Source organism: Flavobacterium zubiriense (assembly GCF_041729725.1).
Lineage (GTDB): Bacteria > Bacteroidota > Bacteroidia > Flavobacteriales > Flavobacteriaceae > Flavobacterium > Flavobacterium zubiriense.
This window is the reverse complement of the sequence record NZ_JBCFQL010000012.1, coordinates 103,547-129,283: the sequence shown is the minus strand read 5'-3', so window position 1 is coordinate 129,283 and position 25,737 is coordinate 103,547. Positions and strand designations below refer to the sequence as shown.

Annotated in this window: 24 protein-coding genes; 9 read left to right on the top strand and 15 right to left on the bottom strand. The window is 32.1% G+C overall.

The features are described from left to right. The first annotated feature begins 138 nt into the window (after window positions 1–138). A complete protein-coding gene (gene metE / locus AAGV28_RS12175; RefSeq protein ID WP_373407081.1) occupies window positions 139–2,463 on the top strand; it encodes a 5-methyltetrahydropteroyltriglutamate--homocysteine S-methyltransferase in 2,325 nt (774 codons plus the stop codon). A 64-nt stretch (window positions 2,464–2,527) separates the two neighbouring features. On the opposite strand, the gene AAGV28_RS12170 is transcribed toward metE, so the two are convergent. From AAGV28_RS12170 to AAGV28_RS12135, 8 genes are all read right to left on the bottom strand, one after another. After that, window positions 2,528–2,812 (bottom strand): type II toxin-antitoxin system RelE/ParE family toxin, encoded by a 285-nt coding sequence (locus AAGV28_RS12170; protein WP_373407080.1) that lies wholly within the window; start codon window positions 2,810–2,812, stop codon window positions 2,528–2,530. Beyond that, on the bottom strand, window positions 2,809–3,027 hold the full coding sequence (locus AAGV28_RS12165) for a hypothetical protein (RefSeq protein ID WP_373407079.1): 219 nt from the start codon (window positions 3,025–3,027) through the stop codon (window positions 2,809–2,811). The genes AAGV28_RS12170 and AAGV28_RS12165 overlap by 4 nt, the downstream gene beginning before the upstream one ends. Window positions 3,028–3,087: 60 nt before the next feature. Beyond that, window positions 3,088–3,585, bottom strand: coding sequence for an RDD family protein (locus tag AAGV28_RS12160; RefSeq protein WP_373407078.1), 498 nt, complete (start codon window positions 3,583–3,585; stop codon window positions 3,088–3,090). 182 nt (window positions 3,586–3,767) lie between these two features. After that, entirely contained in the window at window positions 3,768–4,067 is a 300-nt protein-coding gene (locus AAGV28_RS12155; RefSeq protein WP_373407077.1) for a type II toxin-antitoxin system RelE/ParE family toxin, read from the bottom strand. Further along, window positions 4,067–4,273, bottom strand: a complete 207-nt coding sequence (locus tag AAGV28_RS12150) for an addiction module protein (RefSeq protein WP_373407076.1) — start codon at window positions 4,271–4,273, stop codon at window positions 4,067–4,069. Before AAGV28_RS12150 ends, AAGV28_RS12155 begins: the two co-directional genes overlap by 1 nt. A gap of 156 nt (window positions 4,274–4,429) precedes the next feature. After that, a complete protein-coding gene (locus tag AAGV28_RS12145; protein ID WP_373407107.1) occupies window positions 4,430–6,817 on the bottom strand; it encodes a ribonucleoside-diphosphate reductase subunit alpha in 2,388 nt (795 codons plus the stop codon). A 243-nt stretch (window positions 6,818–7,060) separates the two neighbouring features. Continuing rightward, window positions 7,061–8,038: a ribonucleotide-diphosphate reductase subunit beta gene (locus AAGV28_RS12140; RefSeq protein WP_373407075.1), complete on the bottom strand. Its 978-nt coding sequence runs from the start codon at window positions 8,036–8,038 to the stop codon at window positions 7,061–7,063. A 252-nt stretch (window positions 8,039–8,290) separates the two neighbouring features. Next, window positions 8,291–8,869 carry a DUF3109 family protein gene (locus tag AAGV28_RS12135; RefSeq protein WP_373407074.1) on the bottom strand — a complete coding sequence of 193 codons (579 nt, stop codon included), beginning with the start codon at window positions 8,867–8,869 and terminating at the stop codon, window positions 8,291–8,293. A gap of 363 nt (window positions 8,870–9,232) precedes the next feature. Here AAGV28_RS12135 and AAGV28_RS12130 point away from each other — a divergent pair, with 363 nt between their 5' ends. Beyond that, window positions 9,233–9,436 carry a hypothetical protein gene (locus AAGV28_RS12130; protein WP_373407073.1) on the top strand — a complete coding sequence of 68 codons (204 nt, stop codon included), beginning with the start codon at window positions 9,233–9,235 and terminating at the stop codon, window positions 9,434–9,436. 3 nt (window positions 9,437–9,439) lie between these two features. Continuing rightward, window positions 9,440–10,045 carry an FAD-dependent oxidoreductase gene (locus tag AAGV28_RS12125; RefSeq protein ID WP_373407072.1) on the top strand — a complete coding sequence of 202 codons (606 nt, stop codon included), beginning with the start codon at window positions 9,440–9,442 and terminating at the stop codon, window positions 10,043–10,045. A gap of 65 nt (window positions 10,046–10,110) precedes the next feature. Here AAGV28_RS12125 and AAGV28_RS12120 read toward each other — a convergent pair whose 3' ends face one another. From AAGV28_RS12120 to AAGV28_RS12110, 3 genes are read right to left on the bottom strand one after another with little or no spacing between them, the layout of a single operon-like run. After that, window positions 10,111–11,685, bottom strand: coding sequence for a S41 family peptidase (locus AAGV28_RS12120; RefSeq protein ID WP_373407071.1), 1,575 nt, complete (start codon window positions 11,683–11,685; stop codon window positions 10,111–10,113). Further along, a complete protein-coding gene (locus AAGV28_RS12115; protein WP_373390659.1) occupies window positions 11,669–12,118 on the bottom strand; it encodes a deoxycytidylate deaminase in 450 nt (149 codons plus the stop codon). The genes AAGV28_RS12120 and AAGV28_RS12115 overlap by 17 nt, the downstream gene beginning before the upstream one ends. 3 nt (window positions 12,119–12,121) lie before the next feature. Next, window positions 12,122–12,715 (bottom strand): HupE/UreJ family protein, encoded by a 594-nt coding sequence (locus tag AAGV28_RS12110; protein WP_373407106.1) that lies wholly within the window; start codon window positions 12,713–12,715, stop codon window positions 12,122–12,124. Between the two features lie 225 nt (window positions 12,716–12,940). Here AAGV28_RS12110 and AAGV28_RS12105 point away from each other — a divergent pair, with 225 nt between their 5' ends. Next, entirely contained in the window at window positions 12,941–13,372 is a 432-nt protein-coding gene (locus tag AAGV28_RS12105; RefSeq protein WP_373407070.1) for a TerB family tellurite resistance protein, read from the top strand. Window positions 13,373–13,450: 78 nt separating this feature from the next. Here the strand turns inward: AAGV28_RS12105 and fbp are convergent, their stop codons facing one another. Beyond that, a complete protein-coding gene (gene fbp / locus AAGV28_RS12100) occupies window positions 13,451–14,461 on the bottom strand; it encodes a class 1 fructose-bisphosphatase (RefSeq protein WP_373407105.1) in 1,011 nt (336 codons plus the stop codon). Between the two features lie 171 nt (window positions 14,462–14,632). Between fbp and AAGV28_RS12095 the strand changes: the two genes are divergently transcribed. After that, a complete protein-coding gene (locus AAGV28_RS12095) occupies window positions 14,633–15,145 on the top strand; it encodes a GNAT family N-acetyltransferase (protein WP_373407069.1) in 513 nt (170 codons plus the stop codon). Between the two features lie 11 nt (window positions 15,146–15,156). Continuing rightward, window positions 15,157–16,413, top strand: a complete 1,257-nt coding sequence (locus AAGV28_RS12090) for an aspartate kinase (protein WP_373407068.1) — start codon at window positions 15,157–15,159, stop codon at window positions 16,411–16,413. A gap of 18 nt (window positions 16,414–16,431) precedes the next feature. On the opposite strand, the gene AAGV28_RS12085 is transcribed toward AAGV28_RS12090, so the two are convergent. Continuing rightward, complete coding sequence (locus AAGV28_RS12085; RefSeq protein ID WP_373407067.1) at window positions 16,432–16,617, bottom strand: hypothetical protein; 186 nt, start codon at window positions 16,615–16,617, stop codon at window positions 16,432–16,434. 58 nt (window positions 16,618–16,675) lie between these two features. Here AAGV28_RS12085 and AAGV28_RS12080 point away from each other — a divergent pair, with 58 nt between their 5' ends. Continuing rightward, window positions 16,676–17,794 carry a glycosyltransferase gene (locus AAGV28_RS12080; RefSeq protein WP_373407066.1) on the top strand — a complete coding sequence of 373 codons (1,119 nt, stop codon included), beginning with the start codon at window positions 16,676–16,678 and terminating at the stop codon, window positions 17,792–17,794. A gap of 379 nt (window positions 17,795–18,173) precedes the next feature. On the opposite strand, the gene AAGV28_RS12075 is transcribed toward AAGV28_RS12080, so the two are convergent. Then, window positions 18,174–18,596 carry a response regulator gene (locus tag AAGV28_RS12075; protein WP_373407065.1) on the bottom strand — a complete coding sequence of 141 codons (423 nt, stop codon included), beginning with the start codon at window positions 18,594–18,596 and terminating at the stop codon, window positions 18,174–18,176. A 91-nt stretch (window positions 18,597–18,687) separates the two neighbouring features. Next, on the bottom strand, window positions 18,688–19,680 hold the full coding sequence (locus AAGV28_RS12070) for a response regulator (RefSeq protein WP_373407064.1): 993 nt from the start codon (window positions 19,678–19,680) through the stop codon (window positions 18,688–18,690). Between the two features lie 463 nt (window positions 19,681–20,143). Here AAGV28_RS12070 and AAGV28_RS12065 point away from each other — a divergent pair, with 463 nt between their 5' ends. Both AAGV28_RS12065 and AAGV28_RS12060 read left to right on the top strand, forming a co-directional pair. After that, complete coding sequence (locus tag AAGV28_RS12065) at window positions 20,144–25,048, top strand: PAS domain S-box protein (protein ID WP_373407063.1); 4,905 nt, start codon at window positions 20,144–20,146, stop codon at window positions 25,046–25,048. 145 nt (window positions 25,049–25,193) lie between these two features. Continuing rightward, on the top strand, window positions 25,194–25,619 hold the full coding sequence (locus AAGV28_RS12060) for a response regulator (protein WP_373407062.1): 426 nt from the start codon (window positions 25,194–25,196) through the stop codon (window positions 25,617–25,619). Window positions 25,620–25,737: the final 118 nt, after the last annotated feature.

Genomic DNA, 25,737 nt, shown 5'->3' with positions numbered 1-25,737 from the left:
CGAATTCAATTGCGATATTTAATTCCACACAAATTACTGTAAAAATTGCCATTTACAAATCATTTTACTTAAAAAACACACTTATTTAAGTTTAAAAATCCATTACAATACATTTGTGCAGTAAAAAATACTTTAAATATGAAAACAAATAATTTAGGTTACCCAAGAATTGGCAGTAATAGAGAACTAAAAAAAGCCAGCGAATTGTATTGGGCTGGAAAAATCACTGCCGATGAATTACTGGAAGTTGGAAAAAACATACGTGCAACAAACTGGCAATTACAAGCCAAAACAGGAATCGATTTAATCCCTTCTAATGATTTTTCTTTCTACGATCAGGTATTGGATTTAACACTTACTTTGGGAGCCATTCCAAATCGTTACAGCGAAATTGCCAAAACTAATTCTGCTTTAGATTTGTATTTTGCAATGGCAAGAGGTTCACAAAAAGAAGGACAAGACGTGGTAGCGATGGAAATGACCAAATGGTTTGACACCAATTACCATTACATTGTTCCTGAATTCACAAAAAACCAAAAATTTGAATTGTTTTCAACCAAAATAGTCAACGAATTTGTGGAATCAAAAAAATTGAGAATCACAACAAAACCTGTTCTAATTGGGCCTGTTTCTTATTTATTACTTGGAAAAGAGAAAGGCGATGGCTTTCATAGAATTGATTTGATTGAAAAAGTTTTACCCGTTTATTTTGAAATTCTAAACGCTTTGCAAAACGAAGGAGCCGAATATATTCAGTTAGACGAGCCATTTTTAGCCTTGAATTTGACAGACAAAGAACGCAGTGCGATTACTTATGTTTACAATGAAATCAATAAAAATTTCCCTTCTTTAAAAATAATCTTGGCTAATTATTTTGATTGTTTTGGAGAGAATTTGGAAACCGTTTTGGCTTTGCCAGTTCATACTTTACACTTGGATTTAGTGCGTTGTTCCTCTCAATTGGATGATATTTTAGAATCTGGAAAATTAGCTGAAAACGTAAATCTTTCTCTTGGCGTTGTTGACGGAAGAAACATCTGGAAAAATGATTTCAAAAAATCTCTGGCATTAATTCAAAAAGCGACCGATGCGTTGGGTAAAAACCGAATCCTAATTGCTCCCTCCTGTTCACTGATTCACAGTCCTTGCGATTTGGATTTAGAAACCAATGATGCTACATTGACACCTGAAATCAAACAATGGTTGGCTTTTGCCAAACAAAAAATAGAAGAAATCGTATTGCTACAGAATTTTGCTTTAGAGGAAGTAAGCTTGGATGACTCGGTTTCATTTCAACAAAATACGATTGCCAATGAAAACCGTAAAACTTCAAAATTAATTCACAATGACGAAGTTAAAAATCGTGTAGCGAGCATCACAACTGGCGATGATGAAAGAGAAAATCCGTTTGCCATTCGAAGAAAAAAACAAGTTGACGCCTTAAATCTTCCTTTGTTTCCAACGACAACAATAGGTTCTTTTCCGCAAACGACTGAAGTAAGAAGTTGGAGAGCGAAGTTTAAAAAAGGAGAATTAAACCAGCAACAATACGATAATTTATTGCAAAAAGAAACCGAAGAAACCATCCGTTTTCAAGAAGAAACCGGAATCGATGTTTTGGTTCACGGAGAATTTGAACGCAATGATATGGTGGAATATTTCGGAGAACAATTGGATGGATTTACGTTTACCAAAAACGGTTGGGTTCAAAGTTATGGTAGCCGTTGTGTAAAACCTCCCGTTATTTATGGTGATGTTTCGCGTCCAAAACCTATGACTGTAAAATGGGCTCAATTTGCACAATCGCTTACGCCAAAATGGGTAAAAGGAATGTTGACCGGACCAGTTACTATCTTGCAATGGTCATTTGTGCGTAACGATCAGCCGCGTTCTGAAACCTGCACTCAAATTGCTTTGGCGATTCGTGATGAAGTTGTCGATTTAGAAAAAGCAGGAATCAAAATCATTCAAATTGACGAGCCGGCTATTCGTGAAGGATTGCCATTACGCAAAGAAGAATGGGCAAACTATTTGGATTGGGCAATAAAAGCCTTTAGAATTTCGGCTTCGGGTGTAAAAGACGACACACAAATTCACACGCACATGTGTTACAGCGAATTCAACGACATTATTCAAAATATTGCCGATATGGATGCCGACGTAATCACGATTGAATGTTCGCGTTCTCAAATGGAATTGTTGGATGTCTTTGCCGATTTCAAATACCCGAACGAAATTGGCCCAGGAGTTTATGACATCCACTCGCCACGAGTTCCGTCACGAAATGAAATGGTGCATTTGTTGGAAAAAGCCTCGGCTGTTGTTCCTGTTGACCAACTTTGGGTGAATCCTGATTGTGGTTTAAAAACAAGACATTGGGACGAAACCAAAAAAGCGTTAATCGAAATGGTTGCTGCTGCTAAAGAAATGCGCGTTGCCGTAGAAAATCCTGCAACAGTTTAATATAAACATTTATAATTAAAAAACCCTAGCAAATCTAATATTTACTAGGGTTTCTCATTTAAAATCATAACTTATGTATTCCTCTTCGAACATCATAAAATGCTAAGAGATTAATATTTTCTTCTTGAATTTGATAATACAAAATAGTCTTTTTGTTAATTACTGCTTTCCTCATTTCCGATTTATGTTGGTAAATTGGAAATAATTCAGGATTTGTTCCAATATCTTCTACCGTTTTTAAAACATCAAAATAATATTTTCCAGCGACTAAATTTCCAAATTTATTTTTAATGTATTCTATAATTTCATCTAAAGTTAACTCAGAAGTTTTAGTCCAGACTATTTTCATTTTTTAGCAAATTTTGCTTCAAAACGTTTTTTAACCTCTTCATGAGAACTAACATTTCCTGATGAAACATCGTTCAATCCTTTTTGAATTAACTGATTTTCGAAAAACAGAACCTCGTTTTTTTCTTTAAAACTTAGAATTTTTTCAATAATCTTTTCATCATCAATTGCTTGAATCCATTGAACTATATTTTTCTTTTCGACTGCGATATCCATAATGATAAAAATTAAATTGCAAAATTACAAAATATTTTGATTTTCAAATAGTTGCCTAACTTAAGAATTACTAATTTCTTGAATCTTTAAAAATTCTTTTTTATTGTTTTCTAATTTAGCCTTTCTAACCACAAATGTTTTAGAATATACATCGTGCAAACCCAATCCATTTTTTCTTAAAAAAGTAAAAGCTTCAAAAGGAATAAAACGACAACAGCTTCGAATAAAAACACTTCTTTTTGAAGGTTTCGTTCCATCAGCATTGACAACAATGGTATGGGTTAACAATTTAGCAATAGTGCGAGAAAAATACACCTCGGTACTATAATAATACAAAAAGGAAACTATCGCGGTATAAAAACCAATTTCAACAATACTTAAATTTTCTACCCAATTTGAAAGCTCAAAATTTCCAACTGACAAAGCAACCAAAATAATAGTAGTTCCTAAACTTAACACTAGAATATAAATAAATAATAAATCAATGATTAGATTAAGAAAACGCTGGAGTTGGCTTGCCTGTAAATCATCTGTTATTGTAAATCCTTCGTTTTTCATAGCTTCCATTTTTTTGCATTAATAAATAATGAACTATCTCAAATATAGTAAATTATACGCTAAAAACCGAGAGAAAAACAAGCTTTATAATGGTTATTACAAATAAAAAAAAATCCGTTCAAAACTATTTTTAAAACAAACTCTATACTTTTTAGATATATAAAAACCGATTCAATTTAAATTTACAATCCTAATCTTTTTAACCAATTTTTTGGAGAACGGGAAGTATGAAAAATTCCAATAACAATAATTTCATTTTTTTTAAACCTATAGTGAATCCCATAAGGAAACCGAGAAATGAATCTAATTTTTATGTCTTTATGTCTTTTCTGAAATGCATCTGGATTTCTCAAAACAGCATCAATTCCTGCTTCTAGACAAAGTTCAAAATCATAAGAAAGCCCCGCTCTTTGTTCTTCGTACCAAAGAACAATATCTTCAATATCAAACAGTGCTTCTTTAGTGAAATGAATTTTACACACTATCTAATGGTTTTCAAATGATTTTTCACCTCATCCCAAGTGTATAATTCCGTTTTACCCTCTTCTAAATTTTGTATTCGAATGTCTAATTCTTTTTTCACCTCATCAGAAATTTCCAAATCATTTTTAGAAACACTGTCCCATAATTGTTCTGCCAGAACAATTTTTTCTGCATTACTGTACTTGGATAAATTTTTAATTTCCATAATCACCTGAATTAGTTTTATCTACCACAAATTTAAGCAAATTTAAGTTTAAAAACGAATCGTTTTTAGCGCCAGTTGAAGTAGGAATAACTCTAAAAAGAAACAGCTATCAAAATTGACAGCTGTTTCTCTTTATTTTATTTACTTTATTTTAGATTACGCTCCACACATTTCGCAATCCTCTGGACCACCTGCCTGAGCTTGTAGAATCATGGCTTTGTATTCGTTAACATCAATAGAATCTGTTTTTACCGCTTCGGCAACAGGTTGTTCTTTTTTATCATTGTTCAATGTAAATTTGATGGCATCAACGGCTGCTTTTGTTCTCAAATAATACATTCCAGTTTTCAATCCTGATTGCCAAGCATAGAAATGCATTGATGTCAATTTAGAATAATTGGCATTTTGCATGAACAAGTTCAACGATTGCGATTGATCTACAAAATAACCACGCTGACGTGACATGTCGATAATGTCTTTCATTGACATTTCCCAAACCGTTTTGTACAATTCTTTCAAATCTTGCGGGATGTTTAAGTCTTGAACCGAACCGTTATTTCGCATTAGTTCTTGTTTCAAACTTTCGTTCCACAATCCACGCTCCACTAAATCGTGCAATAAATGTTTATTTACAACAATAAATTCACCCGAAAGTACTCGTCTTGTGTAAATATTAGAAGTATATGGTTCGAATGCTTCGTTGTTTCCTAAAATTTGCGAAGTAGAAGCAGTAGGCATTGGCGCTACTAACAATGAGTTACGAACACCATTTTTCACTACTTCTTTTCTCAATGAAGCCCAATCCCAACGACCCGATAATTCTTCATCTTGAATTCCCCATAAATTATGTTGGAATTCTCCTTGAGACATTGGCGAACCTTCAAATGTAGAATAAGGACCTTCTTCTTTTGCCATTTCCATCGAAGCAGTTACGGCAGCAAAGTATAAGGTTTCAAAAATTTCTTGATTTAATTTCTTAGCCTCATCTGATGTAAAAGGCAAACGCAACATGATAAAAGCATCTGCTAAACCTTGAACACCAAGACCAATAGGACGGTGGCGTAAGTTAGAATTTTCTGCTTCTATTACAGGATAGTAATTTCTATCAATTACTTTATTTAAGTTTCTAGTTACTCGTTTAGTCACATTAAATAAAGCTTCATGGTCAAAAACACCGTTTTCCACAAACATTGGTAACGAAAGCGAAGCCAAGTTACATACCGCTACCTCATCGGCCGAAGTGTACTCCATAATCTCGGTACACAAGTTAGACGAACGAATCGTTCCTAAATTCTTTTGGTTCGATTTACGGTTGGCTGCATCTTTGTACAACATATATGGTGTTCCAGTCTCAATTTGTGATTCCAGGATTTTCTCCCATAATTCGTGAGCTTTGATGGTTTTTCTTCCTTTACCCGCTTTCTCGTAACTTGTATATAAGGCTTCAAATTCTTCACCATATACATCATACAAGCCAGGACATTCGTTAGGACACATTAACGTCCAGTATCCATTTTCTTGTACACGCTTCATGAATAAATCCGATGTCCACATGGCAAAGAATAAGTCTCTGGCACGCATTTCTTCTTTTCCGGTATTCTTTTTCAAATCTAAGAATTCAAAGATATCAGCATGCCAAGTTTCGATATAAATAGCAAAACTACCTTTACGCTTTCCACCACCTTGATCTACATATCGTGCCGTATCGTTAAACACTCTTAACATTGGAACAATTCCGTTTGAAGTTCCGTTTGTGCCACGAATGTAAGAACCTGTAGCACGAACGTTATGGATAGAAAGTCCTACTCCACCTGCTGATTGAGAGATTTTGGCTGTATTCTTTAAAGTATCATAAATTCCATCTATACTATCATCTTTCATTGCCAAAAGGAAACAAGAAGACATCTGAGGTTTTGGTGTTCCTGAGTTAAACAACGTAGGCGTTGCATGCGTAAAGAACTTTTTAGACATCAAGTCATAGGTTTCTAACACGGAATCTAAATCGTCTAAGTGAATCCCAACAGCAACACGCATCAACATGTGTTGTGGACGCTCTACAATTTTTCCGTTTATTTTTAATAAATACGATCGTTCTAATGTTTTAAAACCAAAATAATCGTAGTTAAAATCTCTGTTATATATAATGTGCGAATTTAAAAAAGCCGCATTTTCTTGTATTACTCTGTGTACTTCTTCGGATAACAAAGGTGCTTTTTGTCCATTTCTTGGATTTACATAATGATACATTTCGTCCATCGTTTCAGAAAACGATTTTTTAGTATTCGAATGTAAATTAGAAATAGCAATTCGAGCTGCTAATTGAGCATAATCAGGATGCGCAATAGTCATTGACGCAGCTGTTTCTGCCGCTAAATTATCTAATTCTGATGTCGAAACTCCGTCGTAAAGTCCTTCAATAACACGCATTGCCACTTTAACCGCATCTACCAAATCATTCAAACCATAGCATAGTTTTTTAATTCTATCTGTGATTTTGTCAAACATTACTGGTTCTTTGTGACCATCTCTTTTAATTACATACATAAGCTCGATTGTTTTTAAAAAATAAAAAATCCCTTTTCTATTTTTTGGGTATTTGTTAATTTGTTTTGGGAAACTAATCCCGGCATTCCAATTTTTATTTGAAGCTAATCCCGCTATCCGTTTCAATCTTTTATTTTTTTAAAGAAAAAAAACAAAAGGATTTATCTCATTGGTATTTATTTTCATCTGTATTCGATGATTTTCAATTTCACTGCTATCGGGGCTAGGAAATCAGTGTTCTAATTAAAAATCAGCGTCAAAAGAAATTTTTTGAGCATCATTATCCGTATTCATCACACCTGATTTTTGGTATTCAGCTACTTTCTTTTCAAAGAAATTCGTTTTTCCTTGCAACGAAATCATATCCATAAAATCAAATGGATTTGCTGTATTGTATTCTCTTTCGCAACCTAATTCCACTAAAAGTCTATCGGCAACAAACTCTAAATATTGCGTCATCAAGACAGCATTCATTCCTATCAAACTCACAGGAAGCGACTCTGTGATAAATTCTCTTTCAATATTCAATGCGTCTACAATAATCGTTCTGATTCTTTCTTTAGACACTTTATTAACCAAGTGATTGTTGTGCAAATGCACTGCAAAATCACAGTGTACTCCTTCGTCACGAGAGATTAATTCGTTAGAAAAAGTCAATCCTGGCATCAAACCACGTTTTTTTAACCAATAAATAGAACAAAATGCTCCTGAGAAGAAAATCCCTTCTACTGCTGCAAAAGCAATTAAACGTTCTGCAAACGAATCAGAATCAATCCATTTTAAAGCCCAATCCGCTTTTTTCTTAATCGCTGGAAAAACTTCTAATGCATTGAATAATTCATCTTTTTCAACTTCATCTTTAACATAGGTATCAATCAATAACGAGTAGGTTTCGCTATGAATGTTTTCCATCATGATTTGGAAACCATAGAAAAATTTAGCTTCAGCATACTGAACTTCATTCACAAAATTCTCTGCTAAATTTTCATTTACAATTCCATCTGAAGCTGCGAAAAAAGCCAAAATATGTTTGATGAAATATCTTTCGTCATCACTCAACTTGTTATTCCAGTCATTTAAATCTTGTGATAAATCAATTTCTTCAGCCGTCCAAAAACTAGCCTCCATACTTTTATAAAACTCCCAGATATCATGGTGTTTAATTGGAAAAATTACGAAACGGTTTTTATTCTCCTGTAAAATGGGTTCAATTTGCGACATTGCTATTTTTATTTTAATGAGATTTAAGGATATTTTTTGCTTTTTGAAGCTTTACAAAGATTGTGAAATATTGCGGGAATTAAAAGCCAAACTTATTCACAATAGCTTCTAGTTTTTAACAAATTTTAAAAACAGACTTCATTTTAGAATACTAATTAACTCACTTAATATCAATTAATTAAAAATTCGAAAACGTTGTAAAACTCCGTAAAATATAGACTTTTAATACTAGAAAACAAGAAAAAAAATGTTTTATTTTCTCTTTATTTTTCCCCATTCTTGAGCAACAAGTTCCAACTCTAAATACCAATCTTCACCAAACCTTCTCACTAAAGCTTCTTTGACAAATTTATACACTGGAACTTCTAATTCTTTACCTAAAGAACAGGCATCATCACAAATATCCCATTTGTCATAATTAACCGCTGCAAACTCAGTAAAGTCTTTTACTCGAATAGGGTACAAATGACAAGAAACTGGTTTTTTCCACTCAACAATCCCTTGATTGTAGGCTTGCTCCACACCACAAAGAGCGGTTTTTCCATCAAAAATCACATAAGCACAATCCTTATTGTCAATTAATGGAGTTTCCAGATCACCATCCGTTCCTTTTACCCAAGTACCCTGAGCTTCAATTGCAGCAATTCCTTCTTTTCGTAAAAAAGGTTTCACTTTAGGATATATTTCTTCCAAAATTTTAGTTTCTTCTTCACTCAAAGGCGCTCCAGCATCTCCATCAACACAACAAGCACCATGACAAGCCGATAAATTACAAACAAATTCTTTTTCTAAAATGTCTTCTGAAACTATAGTTTTTCCTAATTGAAACATGGGTTGTGTTAGTCTAATTTATAAAATGCAAAGATAATCAAACCAAAACTTCCATTATCAAGCAAAGTTGCTTTTATCATACTTTAACTAAAGTAAGAGAACAGAAACACAAAACCAAACTATACTTGGTAATTAAAACTTCAAAAAAAATTATAAAAAATTAAAAATCAACATCTTAAGCCAAGGATTTAATCTTTTGCTGTTAAATTATAAGTCTCTAATGTTAAAGGGTTATTGCTCTAAACTATTTTTTCATAATTTTACCCCATAATTTAGCCTGTAGCAACAATCTGAATTTTTATACAACACCCTGAATCAAGAAACAGATTCCTTTTTTAAAAACTACAAGTCAAAATAAATATCATGAAAATCTTTACTAACATCTTAGTGTTTCTAGCAGCAGCTCTTGTTATTTTCAACATCACTCAATTGGATTTTAAGAATCTATTTGGCGGAGACAATGCAGTAGCTTTTATTGGAATTGCTGCTTCTTGTTGTGCCATATTAATTCTAGTGATTTTTAGAATGTCTAAAAAAATAGAAGGTAAAATGAACGACAAACAATAAACTATGTTTGACGTTCTAATCATTGGTGGTGGAGTTTCGGGAATGTCATGCGCATTAGTTCTTGGCTCAGCCAAAAACAAAAGTTTTGTGTCTGATAAAAAAATCGGGATATTTTCACATCAAAAAGCTTCCTCTCTACAAGACGCCTTATTCAATAATGCTTACGGAATTCCTGCGGGGAAATTAGGCTCTGAATTACTTAGCGAAAGTATCGAACACCTAAATCAAACGTATCCTCACATTACACAAATTCAAAACGAAAAAGTACTAGGTATTGAAGGGGAAGCTGATAACTTTACAATAGTTACTAATAAAAATAGTTACAAAACTAAAGCGATTGTAATAGGCATTGGATCAGCAAATACATTTGCAATCGAAGGATTAATGCAATATGTAATTCCGCATCAAAAAGCACTTCCTGAAAAACAAAGAATACAATTAAAAAACAACGACCACTTGGTCGCCGAAGGCATTTACGTTATTGGAACATTAGCCGGATGGAGAAGTCAGCTTGCCATTGCCGCTGGAAGCGGTGCTGCTGTTGCCACTGATATACTTACTTTATGGAATGACGGAACGCAAACTCACGCTCACGATAGCATTCGATAAACAAAACAGCTTCTCTAAAAAACAAAGCACAACATTGTTACAATTCGACAAAAAGAACAAGTTTGTTATTTTTTATGCAACACCTTTTTAAGCATAACATCCTCTTTCAAAACAATATCATAATACGCTTTTTCATCGTACAATTGTTTTGCAAATTCTGCATTGATATATCGTTTTACCACTGATTTGCTTTGTTCTAATCGAATTCCATTAACATGTTTCGAAATAAATTTTTCGAAAAGATTAAAATACAAATCTGTTGCATTCATCTTATTTAAAAATTGTTCAAAGGAAAGATCTTTAAAAATATTTCTATTTTTATCCAATTGTTCGAAAACAAAATTTCCTAAAATACCCGATTCCATTAAATAAGCCGTTGCTTCATCGGCATTTTCAAATTCGATTGGCACAAAAACATCTGGAACAATTCCGCCACCGCCGTAGACAATTCTCCCTTTTGGCGTTTTAAACTTCAAAGTATCTGCTATTTTTATACTGTCTTTATCATACAATTCTCCATTTCTAAAACGCAATTCGGATTCTTTAAAATAGTGCTCGGCTCCTTTAACATAAGGCTTTTGAATAGACCTTCCTGTTGGCGTATAATAGCGAGCTACAGTCAAACGAACAGCAGATCCATCGTTAAAATCCATTTCGCGTTGTACCAATCCTTTTCCAAACGAACGTCGCCCCACAATAGTTCCTCTGTCATTATCCTGAACAGCACCTGCAAGAATTTCGCTGGCTGAAGCCGAATTTTCATTGATTAAAATGAATAATCTACCACTTTCAAAATCGCCTTTTTTAGTAGCAAATGTTTTATCGACTCTTCCTTTTTTATTTTTTGTAAAAACAATCAAATTTTTATCAGACAACAATTCGTCTGCAATAGCAATGGCTTCTTCCATGTAACCGCCTCCATTATCACGAAGATCGATCACTAATGATTTCGCACCTTGATTTTTAAGTTGGGTTAAATTAGATTTGAATTCCTTATAGGTTGTCTCTGCAAAACGATTGATTTTAATGTAAGCTGTAGTCGAATTTAACATCAAACCAACATCAACACTTTTAAGCGGAACAACGCCACGTTTTATGGTAAATGTAATATTTCTCTTTTCAGATTTTCTATAAACAGTCAAAACTACTTTAGAACCTTCTTTTCCTTTCAGTTTTGTAAATAACGAATCTGTTGGTAGTTTTCGTCCGAATAATTTTGTCCCATCGGCATATAAAATTCGGTCTCCGGGTTTGATTCCCGCTTTTGCCGAAGGGCCATTTTCTATAGATTGAATAATGGCAACCGTATCTTTAAAAACATAAAAACGCACACCAATGCCCACAAAATCGCCTTTCATGTTTTCAGCAACTTCTAGTTGTTCACTTGGCGGAATATAAACCGAATGCGGATCTAATTGCGCTAAAATAGTATCGACTGTATTATCGACAATAGAATCTGTATCTAAATCATCAACATATTCATTGTCTATAAAATCGATTAGCTGATTGAGTTTTGCTTTAGAACTATTGGTTACCAAAAAATCGTTTTGATTAAAAAACTGCAACGATCCACCAATAAAAATTCCTATAACCAGAATAACACTAATATAAATGGGTATGTACTTATAATTTATTTTCACTTTTTTCTTCTAATTCTGGAATATGATCCACAATTACACCTGCTTTTTTTAAAAATTGAATTCCGGAATCGTCTCGATAACCGTTTTGATACACCACTCTTTTAATCCCAGATTGATGAATTAATTTGCTACATTCTTTACAAGGAGAAAGCGTAATATAAAGTGTTGCTCCTTCACAGGATTGAGTGGATCTTGCTACTTTAAGAATCGCATTGGCTTCGGCATGCAAAACATCCCATCTGGTTAAACCTTCCTCGTCTTCGCAGCAATTATCAAAGCCAGAAGGCGTTCCATTATATCCATCGGAAATAATCATTCTGTCTTTTACAATAATAGCTCCTACTTGTTTGCGTTTGCAGTAAGACAAAAGCCCCCATTCCTTAGCGATACGGAGATAGGCTTTATCGTATTTATTTAATTTTCTTTGTTCCATAATTTATCGTAACCAAATTTTATTTCCTATAATAATTGGCAAAACTACTCCAATAATAAATGCTGACATAACCAATGTCCAATCTCTTTTAGAAAATCTAAAAACGGTTTGAACAATATAAGCTATAATTAAAACAATAAAAACCACCACTAACTGCCCCACTTCTATACCTAACGCAAATTCTAATACAGCTAGCAACTTAGAAATTGACGTTCCGCGGTGAATGGAATTAAAAGTATTCAAAAACCCTAAACCATGAATAATTCCAAAGAAAAGCGTAATAAAGAAAACTAAATTGACACTTTCTTTCTTGCCTGATTTCCCTGCTGTAAAAAGATGAAACAAGGCGACTATTAAAATTGTAAACGGAATTAACAATTCAACTACAGCCACTTTAACTGCAATAATACCGTAAATTGACAATAACAAAGCCACAGTATGACCAAGAGTAAATGTGGTGACCAGTACTAAAATTCGTTTCCAGTCTTTAAACGAAAGCGGAATTGCGAGTGCAATTAAAAACAAAATATGGTCGTAGGAATAGATATTTAAAATATGTTTTAATCCTAATTGAAAGTAGATTAAAAATTGGGACATCATTATGCTATTTTATTGATAAAGGAATGTAAACTTACGATTAATTTTGAAACCTCTCTATCCAATTTGGTAAATCCTTAGAACAATTTTTAATTATAGCAGAGCTATTGAACTTAAACGAAAAAGCATTCGTATTATTTAGCATATCTCGTTAAATAAAATTCAAAAGAAAATTAATAATTTAAAAATTGAATTATATTTGTCGAATAAAAAAACACAATAATTATGTCATTTTCAGATTTATTTGATAGCGAATTTAAACAAAGAAATAAAGGTCATTTCTCTGCAATTGTTCGTATTGCTCTAGCTGATGGTATTGTATCTGCTGAAGAAAAAGGTTTCTTGGACAAATTAGCCACAAAACTTGAAATTGCTCCTTCAGAATATGAAGAAATTTTAGAAAATCCAGCGATTCACCCCATCAATCCTCCTTATTTGTACACTCAAAGAATCGAGCGTTTGTATGATTTAGCTAGAATGGTTCACGTGGATCACCAATTAGGTGACAAACAAGAAGTGCTTTTAAAGAAAATTGCAGTTGGTTTAGGATTTACACCAGGTAACGTTAATTATATTGTTGCAAAAGCCTTATCACTAGTAGACAAAAAAGTAGATTTTGATACTTTTGCATACGAAATGCAAAACATGCACAAGTAATTTACTTATTATTATAACACAAAAAGCTCTTGATATTAATATTAATTCAAGAGCTTTTTACTTTTAGCATTTTTAAGACTATTTACTTGCCTTTAGCATGAATTCTTCTGCTTTAGTTACCATATTGTAACTTCCACAGAAAAACGGCACACGTTCATGCAATTCAGTAGGTTTAATTTCCATTATTCTTTTAAATCCATCTGATGCTTTTCCTCCTGCTTGTTCAGCAATAAATGCCAATGGGTTGCATTCGTACAATAATCGCAATTTTCCTTTAGGCGCCTTAGAACTTGTTGGATAAATATAAATTCCACCTTTTATCATGTTTCTATGAATATCCGAAACTAAACTACCAATATATCTTGATGTATAGGGTCTGTCTTCTTCTTCAGATTGGCAATATTTAATGTAATCTTTAACTCCTTGAGGAAACTGAATGTAATTTCCTTCGTTGATGGAATAAATATGTCCATCTTTAGAAAATTTCATATCAGGATGCGAAAGGTAAAAAGTACCTATGGCTGGGTTTAAAGTAAAACCATTTACACCATGACCTGTTGTATAAACTAACATAGTTGATGTTCCGTAGATTACATATCCCGCAGCAACCTGCATGGTTCCTGGTTGCAAAAAATCTTCTATTGTAACTGGCGTTCCCACAGGAGTGACACGTCTGTAAACCGAGAAAACTGTTCCTACCGAAACATTCACATCAATATTAGACGAACCGTCTAAAGGATCCATTAAAACCACATATTTATTTTTATGTCCTTTATCGTTTCCTTCAACAGTAATAAAATCATCATTTTCTTCGGATGCAATTCCGCAAACAATTTCACGGTTTTTTAAAGTTTGAATAAAAACTTCATTTGCATACACATCTAATTTTTGCTGATCCTCTCCTTGAATATTTTGTTCACCTGCTGCTCCTGTAATATCAATTAAGCCCGCTTTATTTACTTTATAACTCACCACTTTTGCGGCTAAACGTATTGAATTGATGATTCGAGATAATTCACCTGATGAATATTGAAATGCCTTTTGATTTTCAATAATAAATTCTCCTAGGGTTTTACTGCTTTCTTCCATTACGAAATCGATATAATTTGAATTTGAAGTCACAAATATCGTTTTTTTTGTGATAATGACTCAATAAAACTTACTTAGTTTGTCAGTATTGTATATTTGCTAAGGATTTGTAGTGTTATAGAATTTTAAGTACGTTTATTAATAAATTTACAGGCTTAATTATATGAATTTATGAATATTAGAGTTGGTCAAAAAGAAGACATGAAGGCAGTTCTAAGCTTAATTCAAGAATTAGCCGATTTTGAAAAAGAACCTGATGCTGTCAAAATTACAGTAGACGATTTGATAAGAGATGGTTTTGGCACCCAACCCTTGTTTCATGTTTTTGTTGCCGAAGTAGAATTGGAAACAAATAATAATCAAGACACAAAAGAAATTGTGGGTATTGCATTTTATTATTACCGTTATTCTACTTGGAAAGGAAAAACAATCCACCTTGAAGATTTGGTAGTCAAAAGCAATATGCGAGGTAAAGGAATTGGTTATGCTTTGTATACTGAAATTATCAAACAGGCTAAAAAAGACAAGGTAAAAAGAATCGATTGGAATGTACTAGACTGGAACACAGCTGCCATTGATTTTTATGAAAAAACAGGAGCAAAAGTCCTGAAAGAGTGGCATGTGGCTCAAATGGATGAAGCAGGAATTGATGATTTTATAAAAAATAGATTAAAACAATATTAGAAATATAAAATATGAAAGTATTTAAATTTGGTGGTGCTTCTGTAAAAGATGCAGCTGGAATAAGAAACGTGTACGACGTTTTACAAAAAGCAGGTTACGAAGATGTATTATTAGTGGTTTCGGCAATGGGGAAAACTACTAATGCACTGGAATTAGTAATCAAAAACTATTTCGATAAATCGGCTGAACTGAATGCATCAGTACAAGAAATAAAAAAATACCACAATCAAATTTTATTAGATTTATTTGAAGATGATAAACATGAAGTATTTGAAGCTGTAAACAATCTTTTTACGGATTTAGAATATTTCTTATCCCATAACAAATCTCCAAATTATAATTTTGTTTACGACCAAATTGTAAGTTATGGTGAGTTGATTTCGACAACAATTTTAAGTCGTTTTATGAGTTTCATGGGTATTAAAACCGAATGGATTGATGTGCGTAATTATATTAAAACAAACGCTAATTATAGAGATGCAGAAGTAGATTGGGAATTAACTCAAAAAAATATTGCCAGCAATTTCAAATCGAAAGTTCTAAACATTACGCAAGGATTCTTGGGTTCTGACGAAAATAATTTTACTACTACTTTAGGTCGTGAAGGATCCGATTATACTGCAGCTATTTTTGCTTATTGCCTGAATGCCGAAAGTGTTACTATTTGGAAAGATGTTCCTGGAGTAATGAATGCTGACCCAAGATACTTTGAAAACGCTAGTTTGTTAAACCAAATATCTTATAGAGAAGCCATCGAATTAGCTTTTTATGGCGCAACGGTTATTCACCCAAAAACATTGCAACCACTACAAAAAAAGGAAATTCCTTTACACGTAAAATCCTTTATTAATCCTTTATTAAAAGGAACTGTAGTGAGCAAAGGAGCGGCGTTAGAACCATTTATGCCTTGTTTTATTGTAAAAAGAGAACAATTATTAATTTCGCTTTCTTCCATCGATTTTTCATTCATTATGGAAGAAAATATCAGCGAAATTTTTGCTTTATTCCACGAATTTAAAATTAAGGTAAACTTAATTCAAAACTCGGCTATTAGTTTCTCCGTGTGTGTGGAAGACAAGTTTGGTAACTATAAAGACCTCCTTGCTATTTTATCTAAAAAATTCAAAGTAGGCTACAACGAAAATGTTACTTTATACACCATTAGACATTTTAACGACACTGCTGCTCAAACCGTTGTTGAAGGAAAAACAGTACTCCTAAAACAGTTAGGCACTGAAACGATGCAGATTGTAACCAAAGAAAACTAAACGTTTTTTATATATTTTCTAAAAGACACTGTGTTTTACATTAAACATAGTGTCTTTTTTTTGCCTCACCTCTCCCGAAGTTTCGGGACTCTCCAAAGGAAAGGGAACTAAAAAAAGATTATTTTTACTTCTCCATGGTCTAAAATCCAATCCAAGATTGATAATTAGATTAGGAAATAATAACTTAATAGTTTGATAATTCATAAGCTCATTAATAAAAACTTTGTTTAACTATTTTTATCGTTTCAAACGATTAAAAAAAATGAATTTAAACACTCCTAGTAAAACTATTTTAGTCGCTCCATTAAATTGGGGGTTAGGTCATGCCACACGATGCGTTCCCATTATCAAAGCACTGCAAGAGAATAATTTTATCCCCATCATAGCTTCGGACGGAATTGCTTTGGACTTATTAAAAAAAGAATTTCCGTATCTAAAATTCCTTGAATTGCCCTCATACGAAATAGAATATGCTAAAAATGGCAAATATTTTAAATGGAAACTACTCAAGAATTGTCCTAGAATGATTGAAGCCATTTTAGAAGAAAAAAGATTAGTTAAAAAATGGGTAAAAAAACATGATATAGACGGCATCATTTCAGACAACAGACTTGGCGTATTCAGTAAAAAAATACCCTCGGTATTTATTACACATCAACTTAATGTTATGACTGGTAACACCACTTGGATAACTAGTTTGTTGCATCAAAATATTATAAAAAAATTTACGGAATGCTGGGTTCCAGACACCCTTGGAACGCCTAATTTAGCGGGTGAATTAAGTCATTTAAAAAACCCTGACTTAAACATCAAATACATTGGCCCGTTGAGCCGAATGAATCCTAAAAAAGTGGTCAAAAAATATGATTTAATGATCATACTTTCCGGTCCTGAACCACAACGGGGAATGCTGGAAGAGAAATTGAAAAAAGAAATTAAACTTTACAATGGTAACATTCTTTTTATAAAAGGAATTATAGAAAAAGAGCAGAAAAAAGAACAAACAGACCATGTTACTTTTTACAATTTTATGCACAGCCGTCAGCTGGAACAAGCATTGAACGAAAGTAATATTATTGTTTGCCGTTCAGGATATACTTCTATTATGGATCTCTCAAAACTCAATAAAAAAGCTTTTTTTATTCCTACTCCAGGGCAATACGAACAAGAATATTTAGCTAAAAAATTAAAAAAAGAAGGTCTTGTTCCTTATATCGAACAAAACCTATTTACTATTAAAAATTTAGATGAAATCAATAACTACAAAGGACTTTCTGAAATAAAATCCGATTTGAATTGGCCGGAAATATTCAAAGTTTTTTTATTAAACAAAAACAAACTGGATATGCTAAATGAGGCATCATATAAAGTTAAGAAATAATCTTAATTTTTACTAAGTAACAATTCCGAAAAGATTACGACAAAGCGTTTAATGAGAAAATAGTCCAATTGAGTTATGAATGAACAAATATATCTGAATTCGCCAGAGAAATAGGATTAGCTGTATAAATAGCGCAAAGAGTTCGAGGAGTTTGGGAAAGGCATTTTTCCTGGGAAAGGAAATATAAAACTAACACGCTAGCAAGTAAAAATTCATGAACTATTGAAAAAACTCAAAAAATACCGAGTTAGTGTGTGATAAATTAAAAAAAGTAATCTGCATTTTTTACAAGAGCAGTCGATGATTTATAGTTTAAAAAACAATGAACAACTATTCCCGAATGAAAAAATGTGTAAAGTTCTAAAATGAGTAGTGGTTTTTAATGTCTGTTTTCAAGAGCAACCACATCATCAAATAATTTCTTGTTTATTGGTTTTGTGGCAAATAACACTACATTCTTGTCAGATTTTGCACGGGATATATCATTATGATCTATTGATGAAGAAACCATTACTATTTTGCATTTTTGGTTAGCATTTTTAAAAAGCTTTTTATACTTTTTTAAGAATTCAAAACCATCCATTACAGGCATATAGATATCAAGAAAAATGATTTGCGGCATTAAGCTACTGTTCTCTTGATTTTCTACAATATAGTTAAGTGCTTTTTGAGCAGAATTGTACTCTAAAATATTTTCACAAAAGTTATTTTTAGAAATTAATTTAGAAATTATATAGAGATCAATTTGATTATCATCAATAATCATGATTCTTTCAAAGTCTGGTTTCGATAAATTTATCATAGAATAAGGTTTAAAAGTCTCTAAGTTAAAATGGTGAAATAAATCGTAATATTTTTGCAATCTATTTCTTTAAAATAATCTATTTCCTGTATTATAAATTTGTTCTATTAGTTATATCTTTTATGATTTCATCTAATTCTAAAATAGATACTTTTATACTCTCTTGAAAGAATTTTTTTTCATCATCATTCAAATCGTATTCTTCTATATAGTTTAATAAACCTAAAATTCGCGCTACAGGAGCACGGACAACATGAGATTGAATACGTGCAATTTCTTTTAAATTTTGATTTTGATTTTCAATCGTTTCTAAATAGTTGTTTTTTTCAGTAATATCATTAGCTAATACTAATTTTGCCTTACGACCCAAAAAATCGATACAACTACTTTCTATTTCTACGTCTATTAGAGTGCCATCTTTCTTGATATGTTTGAATTTATCTTTAAATAATGTTCCTTTGTTTTTTAATACTAAGTTCATTTTCTCCATTTCCTGAGTTGGCTTAATATCTCTAATTGTCATTGATAAAAATTCATCTGAGGTATAGCCATAATGACTAACGGCAGCTTGATTGATATCTAAAAAACAGAGTGTTTCCATATCATAAACCCACATAGGAATTGGACTTAAATGAAACAAATCACTATAGAGTTTTTTAGACTCTTCTAATTCCATTTTTTTTCTTTTTCTCTCAATATTATATAGTACACTTTTATAGAGTAATGTAGTATTTAATTCATCTTTGCTTAAATAATCTGCAACACCAAGCTGTAAAGATCGAATACTAAATTCAATTTCACTGTAACCAGTAAGTATAATTACTGGAATTTCTTTAGCTTCCTGTAAAATATTTTTTATGAGTTCTTCTCCTTGTTTATCAGGTAAGGTTAAATCTAAAAAGATCATATTAAAGCATTGCAATGGATCTGATAAAAAAGATTTTGCTTCAGCAAAATCTTTTGCATTTTCTATCTTTAATGAAAATAAACTAAAGCTTTCTGTTAGATATTCTTCTATTAAAAAGAAATCACCCGGATTATCCTCTACGATGAGAAATTTATATATAGTTAAACTTTCTTCCATTAGATATTTATTGATTGGAAAATTGAACAATTGGAAATTTTCAATTTGGCTTGCGATTTTTATAATGAGATAAAATAATTTTAGTCAACCTTACGTCTAAATGTAGTAAATTTATATGAATTACCTGTATCATCATAATTTATTTTAGTGTATTTTTTTTCTCATAATTAACTCCATTGTTACTGTGTAGATTCATTTACTTTCGATAAATTATTTTTTTGTTATTCCTAAAATAATTAACCATTTTTATAAAAGAACAACATTAATTTATTAAATGTTGATGCTGATATCTTTATATTTGTTTCTAGGACATCCACTTTGTAAATTCAAATATTTGCGTAAAGTAGTAGTTTATGGTATGGATTTTTAAATTTTATATACTAAATATTATAAAATAGATTAGTCAACTTAACAAATTTAAAAAAGTAAGTTTTAATAAAGAAGCTGTAAAAAACAATAAAAGATGAAAAAAGAAAAAGATAATTATAGCACTCTGTTTTATTTTAATCCTTTACCTAATTTGGTGTATGATCTGTTGACATTTAAAATTCTAGATATAAATCAAGCAGCTATAGCTTTATATGGCTATAATAGAGAGGATTTTTTAAGGCTTTCTATAAAAGACTTAACGCAGTATGAAGAAATTTCAAAACTGCTTATTGTCCATTCACAATTAGATTCGAACGAGGCTACTATTTTCTTTGGCATTTTTACACATAAAAAAAAGAATGGAGAAAGAGTTCGAATAGAAATTAATGGACATCAGGTTGAGTTTCAAGAGCGAAAAAGTATAGTTATTGTTTGTCAGGATGTAACGCAGCGTGAATTACAAATTAAAGAATTAAAAGAGTCTAGAAAAAAGCTAAAAGCTGCTTCAGCTATTGCAAAATTAGGTTACTGGAAATTAGAATTGGATGCAAATACACTTTCTTGGTCTGATGAAGTTTACACTATTTGGGGAAGATTAAAAACAGATTTTGTAGTAAATTACGAGAGTTTTTTTGAAACTATTCATCCAGATGATAAGGAAACTTTTGAACTTGAACAAAATATTTCTTTTTCAGGAGAGAGAGAACATGATCTTGTACATAGAATTATTTTGCCAGATGGCAGTATAAGATGGGTGCATGAATTAGGGCGTTTGGTGAAAGACAAAAATGGAGAGCCAATTGCTTTTGAAGGAACAGTGAGGGATATTACTAAGGAGAGGCAAGAAGTACAAAGGCTTAAACTATTAGAAAGTGTCATTACTAACACCTCTGACGCTGTGTTAATTACAGAAGCCGAACCTTTTGATTTCCCTGGACCACGTATTGTATATGTTAATGAAGCATTTACTAAAATGACTGGCTATGCCGCTGATGAAGTTATTGGTAAAAGTCCTCGTATGTTACAAGGACCTAAATCAGATAAGGTAGAGCTTGCTAAATTAAAAAAGGCACTTCAAAACTGGGAATCTTGTGAAATTACAACTATTAATTACAAGAAAAATGGAGAAGAATTTTGGAATAATTTTTCTGTAACTCCTGTAGCTAATGAAAAAGGTGAGTATACTCATTGGATTGCAGTAGAACGGGATGTAACGAAAAAAAAGAATCGAGAGTTAGAACAAAATTTATTAAGTCAAATTAGTCTCATCTTTAATGAAGAAGCAGACCTGAAAAGTGCCACGTACAAATTGTGTTCCAAATTTGCTGCTTTTGGAGCATTTGATTTTGTAGAAGTTTGGGTTCCCAATCAGGAAAATTCGCATATTCAATTACTCAGTTATTTTGATAATTCTGAGGCTGCCATAAAGTTTCATTTTCATTCACAGGAGGTCAAACATATTAAATTAGGTGTAGGTCTTACGGGGCAAGTTTGGGAAACTAAAAAACCTACTATCTGGAATATACAAGAAAGTCAAGATTTTTTTGTTAGGAAGGAGGCAGCATTACAAGCAGGTATTCGATCCGTTTCAGGAATCCCATTATTGTTTAAAGATTCAATTGTAGGTGTATTGGTTTTTGGCACTACCAAACAAAGTACTTTATTGAACCGGTATGTTGATGTCTTTAAAGAATTAGAAAGTTTTATAGGTTCGGAAATGAATAGAAAATCACTTGAGTCTAGTCTTAAGCACTTATTTGAAGCTATTCCTGATATTATTTGTTTGGCTGATTTTCAAGGAAGATTTGTAAAAATGAATAAAGCTGGATGCGAACTTTTGGGATTTGCAGAAGAAGAATTACTTTTTCATTATTTTGATGAGTTTGTACATCCAGAAGATAAAGATATTTATACACAAGAAGTCCAGAAATTAGGAATTGGTGAAACTACTTTTAAGTTCGAAAACCGATACATTACTAAAAAAGGAGAAATTGTTTGGTTAAGTTGGGTATGTAACTCTAAGATTGAAGAAGGTTTGATTTATGCTACAGCAAAAAACATTACAAATGAAAAAAAATTAAGCGAACTCAATATACAAACTGCATCTTTAGCGAAAATAGGAAGTTGGGAAATTGATTTGATTGAAAACAAAATGTTTTGGACTGATATGGTACATAAGCTGCATGAAACAGATCCCAAAACCTTTGTTCCAGATTTAGTTAAAGGTATCCTTTTTTATCGAAAAGATTTTCGTGAAAGAATTAGGCAGAATATTGACTCTTGTATCTCTGAAGGTAAATCATTCCATTTTGAAGCAGCACTTGTTACCGCTAAAAATAATGAACGTTGGGTGCGTGTAATTGGCGATGCCGAGTTAGTAGATGGAAAATGTATTCGTGTCTATGGTAGTTTCCAAGATATTCATGAAATAAAGGAAGCTGAAATTCGTCTTCATTCTCTGGCCGATAATGTGCCAGGAGTAGTATTTCAGTATGTGATAAACCCCGATGGTAGTGATGCCTTAAAATATGTGAGCAAAGGTAGTGTTGCAATATGGGGTTATGAACCAGAATTACCAATGAATAACAACAATCTAATTTGGGATAATATTAAAGCAGGAGGCGATTTTGAACAAGTACAACTCAGTATTTTAGAATCGATTAAGAATGTTAATAAATGGACAGCTCGCTGGCGCTACGTAATGCCAAATGGAGAATTAAGAACCCATATTGGTCATGGAGCACCAGAATTTCTATCTGATGGCACTATTGTTTTTAACTCTTTAATATTGGATATTACCAGTGAGACAAAAAACGAAGAATTATTAGAGCAAGCTACTTCTATGGCTAAAATTGGTAGTTGGGAGCTTGATTTGATTAATCAAAATGAAGACACCATGTATTGGTCTCCAATTGTCAAACAAATATTAGAGGTTGATGAAGACTATAATCCGTCATTAACGGGTGGGTTTGAATTTTACTCAGAAGAAAGCAGGGTTGTTGTCCAAGACGTTGTAGATAAATTGATTGCTGATGGAGTAGAGTTTGATGAAGAACTTTTGCTCATTACCACTTCTGGCAAAGATCGCTGGGTAAGGTGTATTGGTAAAAGTGAGCGTATAAAAGGGAAGTGTGTTAAAATTTATGGAAGTTTTCAGGATATTCATACGCCCAAAACATTACAACTACAATTAAGCGAAATTTTAGGAAGTATCTCGGATGCCTTTTACGCTCTTGATAAAAATTGGAATTTTACTTACTTTAACAAAGAGGCAGAAAACTTACTTCAAAAAAAATCTACCGATGTAATAGGAAAAAATATATGGCAAGAGTATCCGGAGGCTATAAATACCCCTTTGGAAGAAATTTATCATCAGGTGGTACAATCGGGTGAATCAGTCTCTTTTGAGTATTTTTTTCCGGGTGATGAAAAATGGTACGAGATTAATGCTTACCCATCTAGCGGTGGAATTTCGGCTTATTTTAAAAATATTGACGAACATAAACAGGCTAAGGAAAAACTGGAAAAAGCTTATTTAGAAAGAAATAAAATTTTAGAGAGCATTGGAGACGCCTTCTTTGCGCTTGATAATGATTGGATTGTAACTTATTGGAATAAAGAAGCCGAAAATGTTTTGGGTAAAAAAAGGGAGTCGATGATTAGTAAAAACCTTTGGGAAGAATATCCAGATGCCATAGATACTGACTTTTATCGCCAATACCATTTAGCACTAAAGACACAAAAAAACAACAGTTTTGAGGAATATTATCAGACTCTAAATAAGTGGTTTGAAGTATCAGTGTATCCGTCTCCAGATGGCCTTTCAGTTTATTTTAAAGATGTTACCTTAAGAAAAAAGGCTGATGTGCGTTTGCTTCAAGCCAATGAACGTTTTGAGAAAGTAACCCAAGCAACCAATGACGCTATTTGGGATTTAAAAATAGAAGAGAATACTTTATTTTGGGGAATTGGATTTAAAGAACTCTTTGGTTATGATGTAGATAAAATCACCCCTACAATGCAATTTTGGATAGAAAATGTGCATCCTGATGATCTTGAATCGGTACAGGAAAGTATCTTAAAAACAGAGGAAAATATTAATTCGCAAAATTGGAAAAGTGAATACCGGTTCAAACGAGCAGATGGTACTTATGCCTTTGTTGTTGATAGAGCTGTAATTATAAGAAATAAAGAGGGAAAAGCGACACGAATGATAGGCGCTGCAAGTGATATTTCAGAAAGAAAACTCCAAGAAGTTAAACTCCAAGAAGCCAATAATTCCCTAAAAAAATATACTCATGAGCTTGAAGTTAGTAATGAACAATTAGAACAGTTTGCCTTTATAGCTTCACATGATTTGCAAGAACCTTTGCGAATGATAACTAGTTTTATGAATTTGTTAGAAAGAAAATACAGCCCCGTTTTAGATGAAAAAGCACATCAATATATAAGTTTTGCAACAGATGGTGCTAAAAGAATGAAACAGATTATTCTTGATTTATTAGAATATTCGAGAGCTGGTAAATTTGAAGAAAAGAAAGAAATAGTTAATATTATTGATATAATTGACGATTATAAAATTCTTAGGAGGAAAGTTATCTCTGAAAAATCTGTACTAATAAATTTTTCAGATTTACCCCTAATTGACGCGTATAGAGTTCCATTGATTCAAACATTACATTGTTTGCTTGATAATGCAATTAAGTATACATTCGAGGATGTTACTCCTATTATTGAATTAAGACTTGAGGATAAAGGAGAACACTGGTTATTTGTAATAAAAGATAATGGAATAGGAATAGCAGATCAATTTTTTAATAAAATTTTTATTATCTTTCAACGGCTACACAATAGAGATGAATATAATGGTACAGGAATAGGTTTAGCGATAGCCAAAAAACATATAGAATCCTGGGGTGGTGAAATATGGTTAGAATCCGTAGTGAATAAAGGCACTATATTCTATTTTACATTGCCTAAAGATGATAAGAGAAAATAGGGATCAAAAAGTAATAAAAATGGAATTTTTGTTTTAATAGTATACTTGTTATTCAAAATATTTTAAGATCCTGTTGTTGAAGTAGAATTAAGATTCAATACGAGACAAATAAAAATCATTGTTTATTTTTAAATACATAAATAAAATGAAACCAGTACATATTCTATTAGTTGAAGATAACGAAGGAGATATTATCCTAACGCTTGAAGCCTTTGAAGAAAGTAAAATCAAAACCAATATTAGTGTAGTTAGAAATGGTAGAGATGCTTTGGATTTTCTTTTTAAGAGAAAAACATATAGCAATGCCGAAAAACCAGATTTGATATTATTAGATATTAATATGCCTGTATTTGGAGGCCATGAAGTTTTAAAGCAAATTAAGCACGATGAAATACTAAAAAAAATTCCCGTGATTATGTTAACGACTTCTTCAGCTCAAAAAGACATTAATGCTGCCTATGAAAATCACAGTAATAGTTATGTTGTTAAGCCTATTGACATGGATGAATTTTTAAAGGCGATTCTTAAGATAGAAGAATTTTGGCTACAGTTATCAAAACTAGCTAATTGATTTATTAAAATACATTTTGTCGAAAGCTCTCTATTTTTAGTTAAGTAAAAGCCCTAAGGTTTTTATTTGTTTTTTTTAAAATCGTAGCTAAGAATTAGATTTATTGTTTCATATTTTA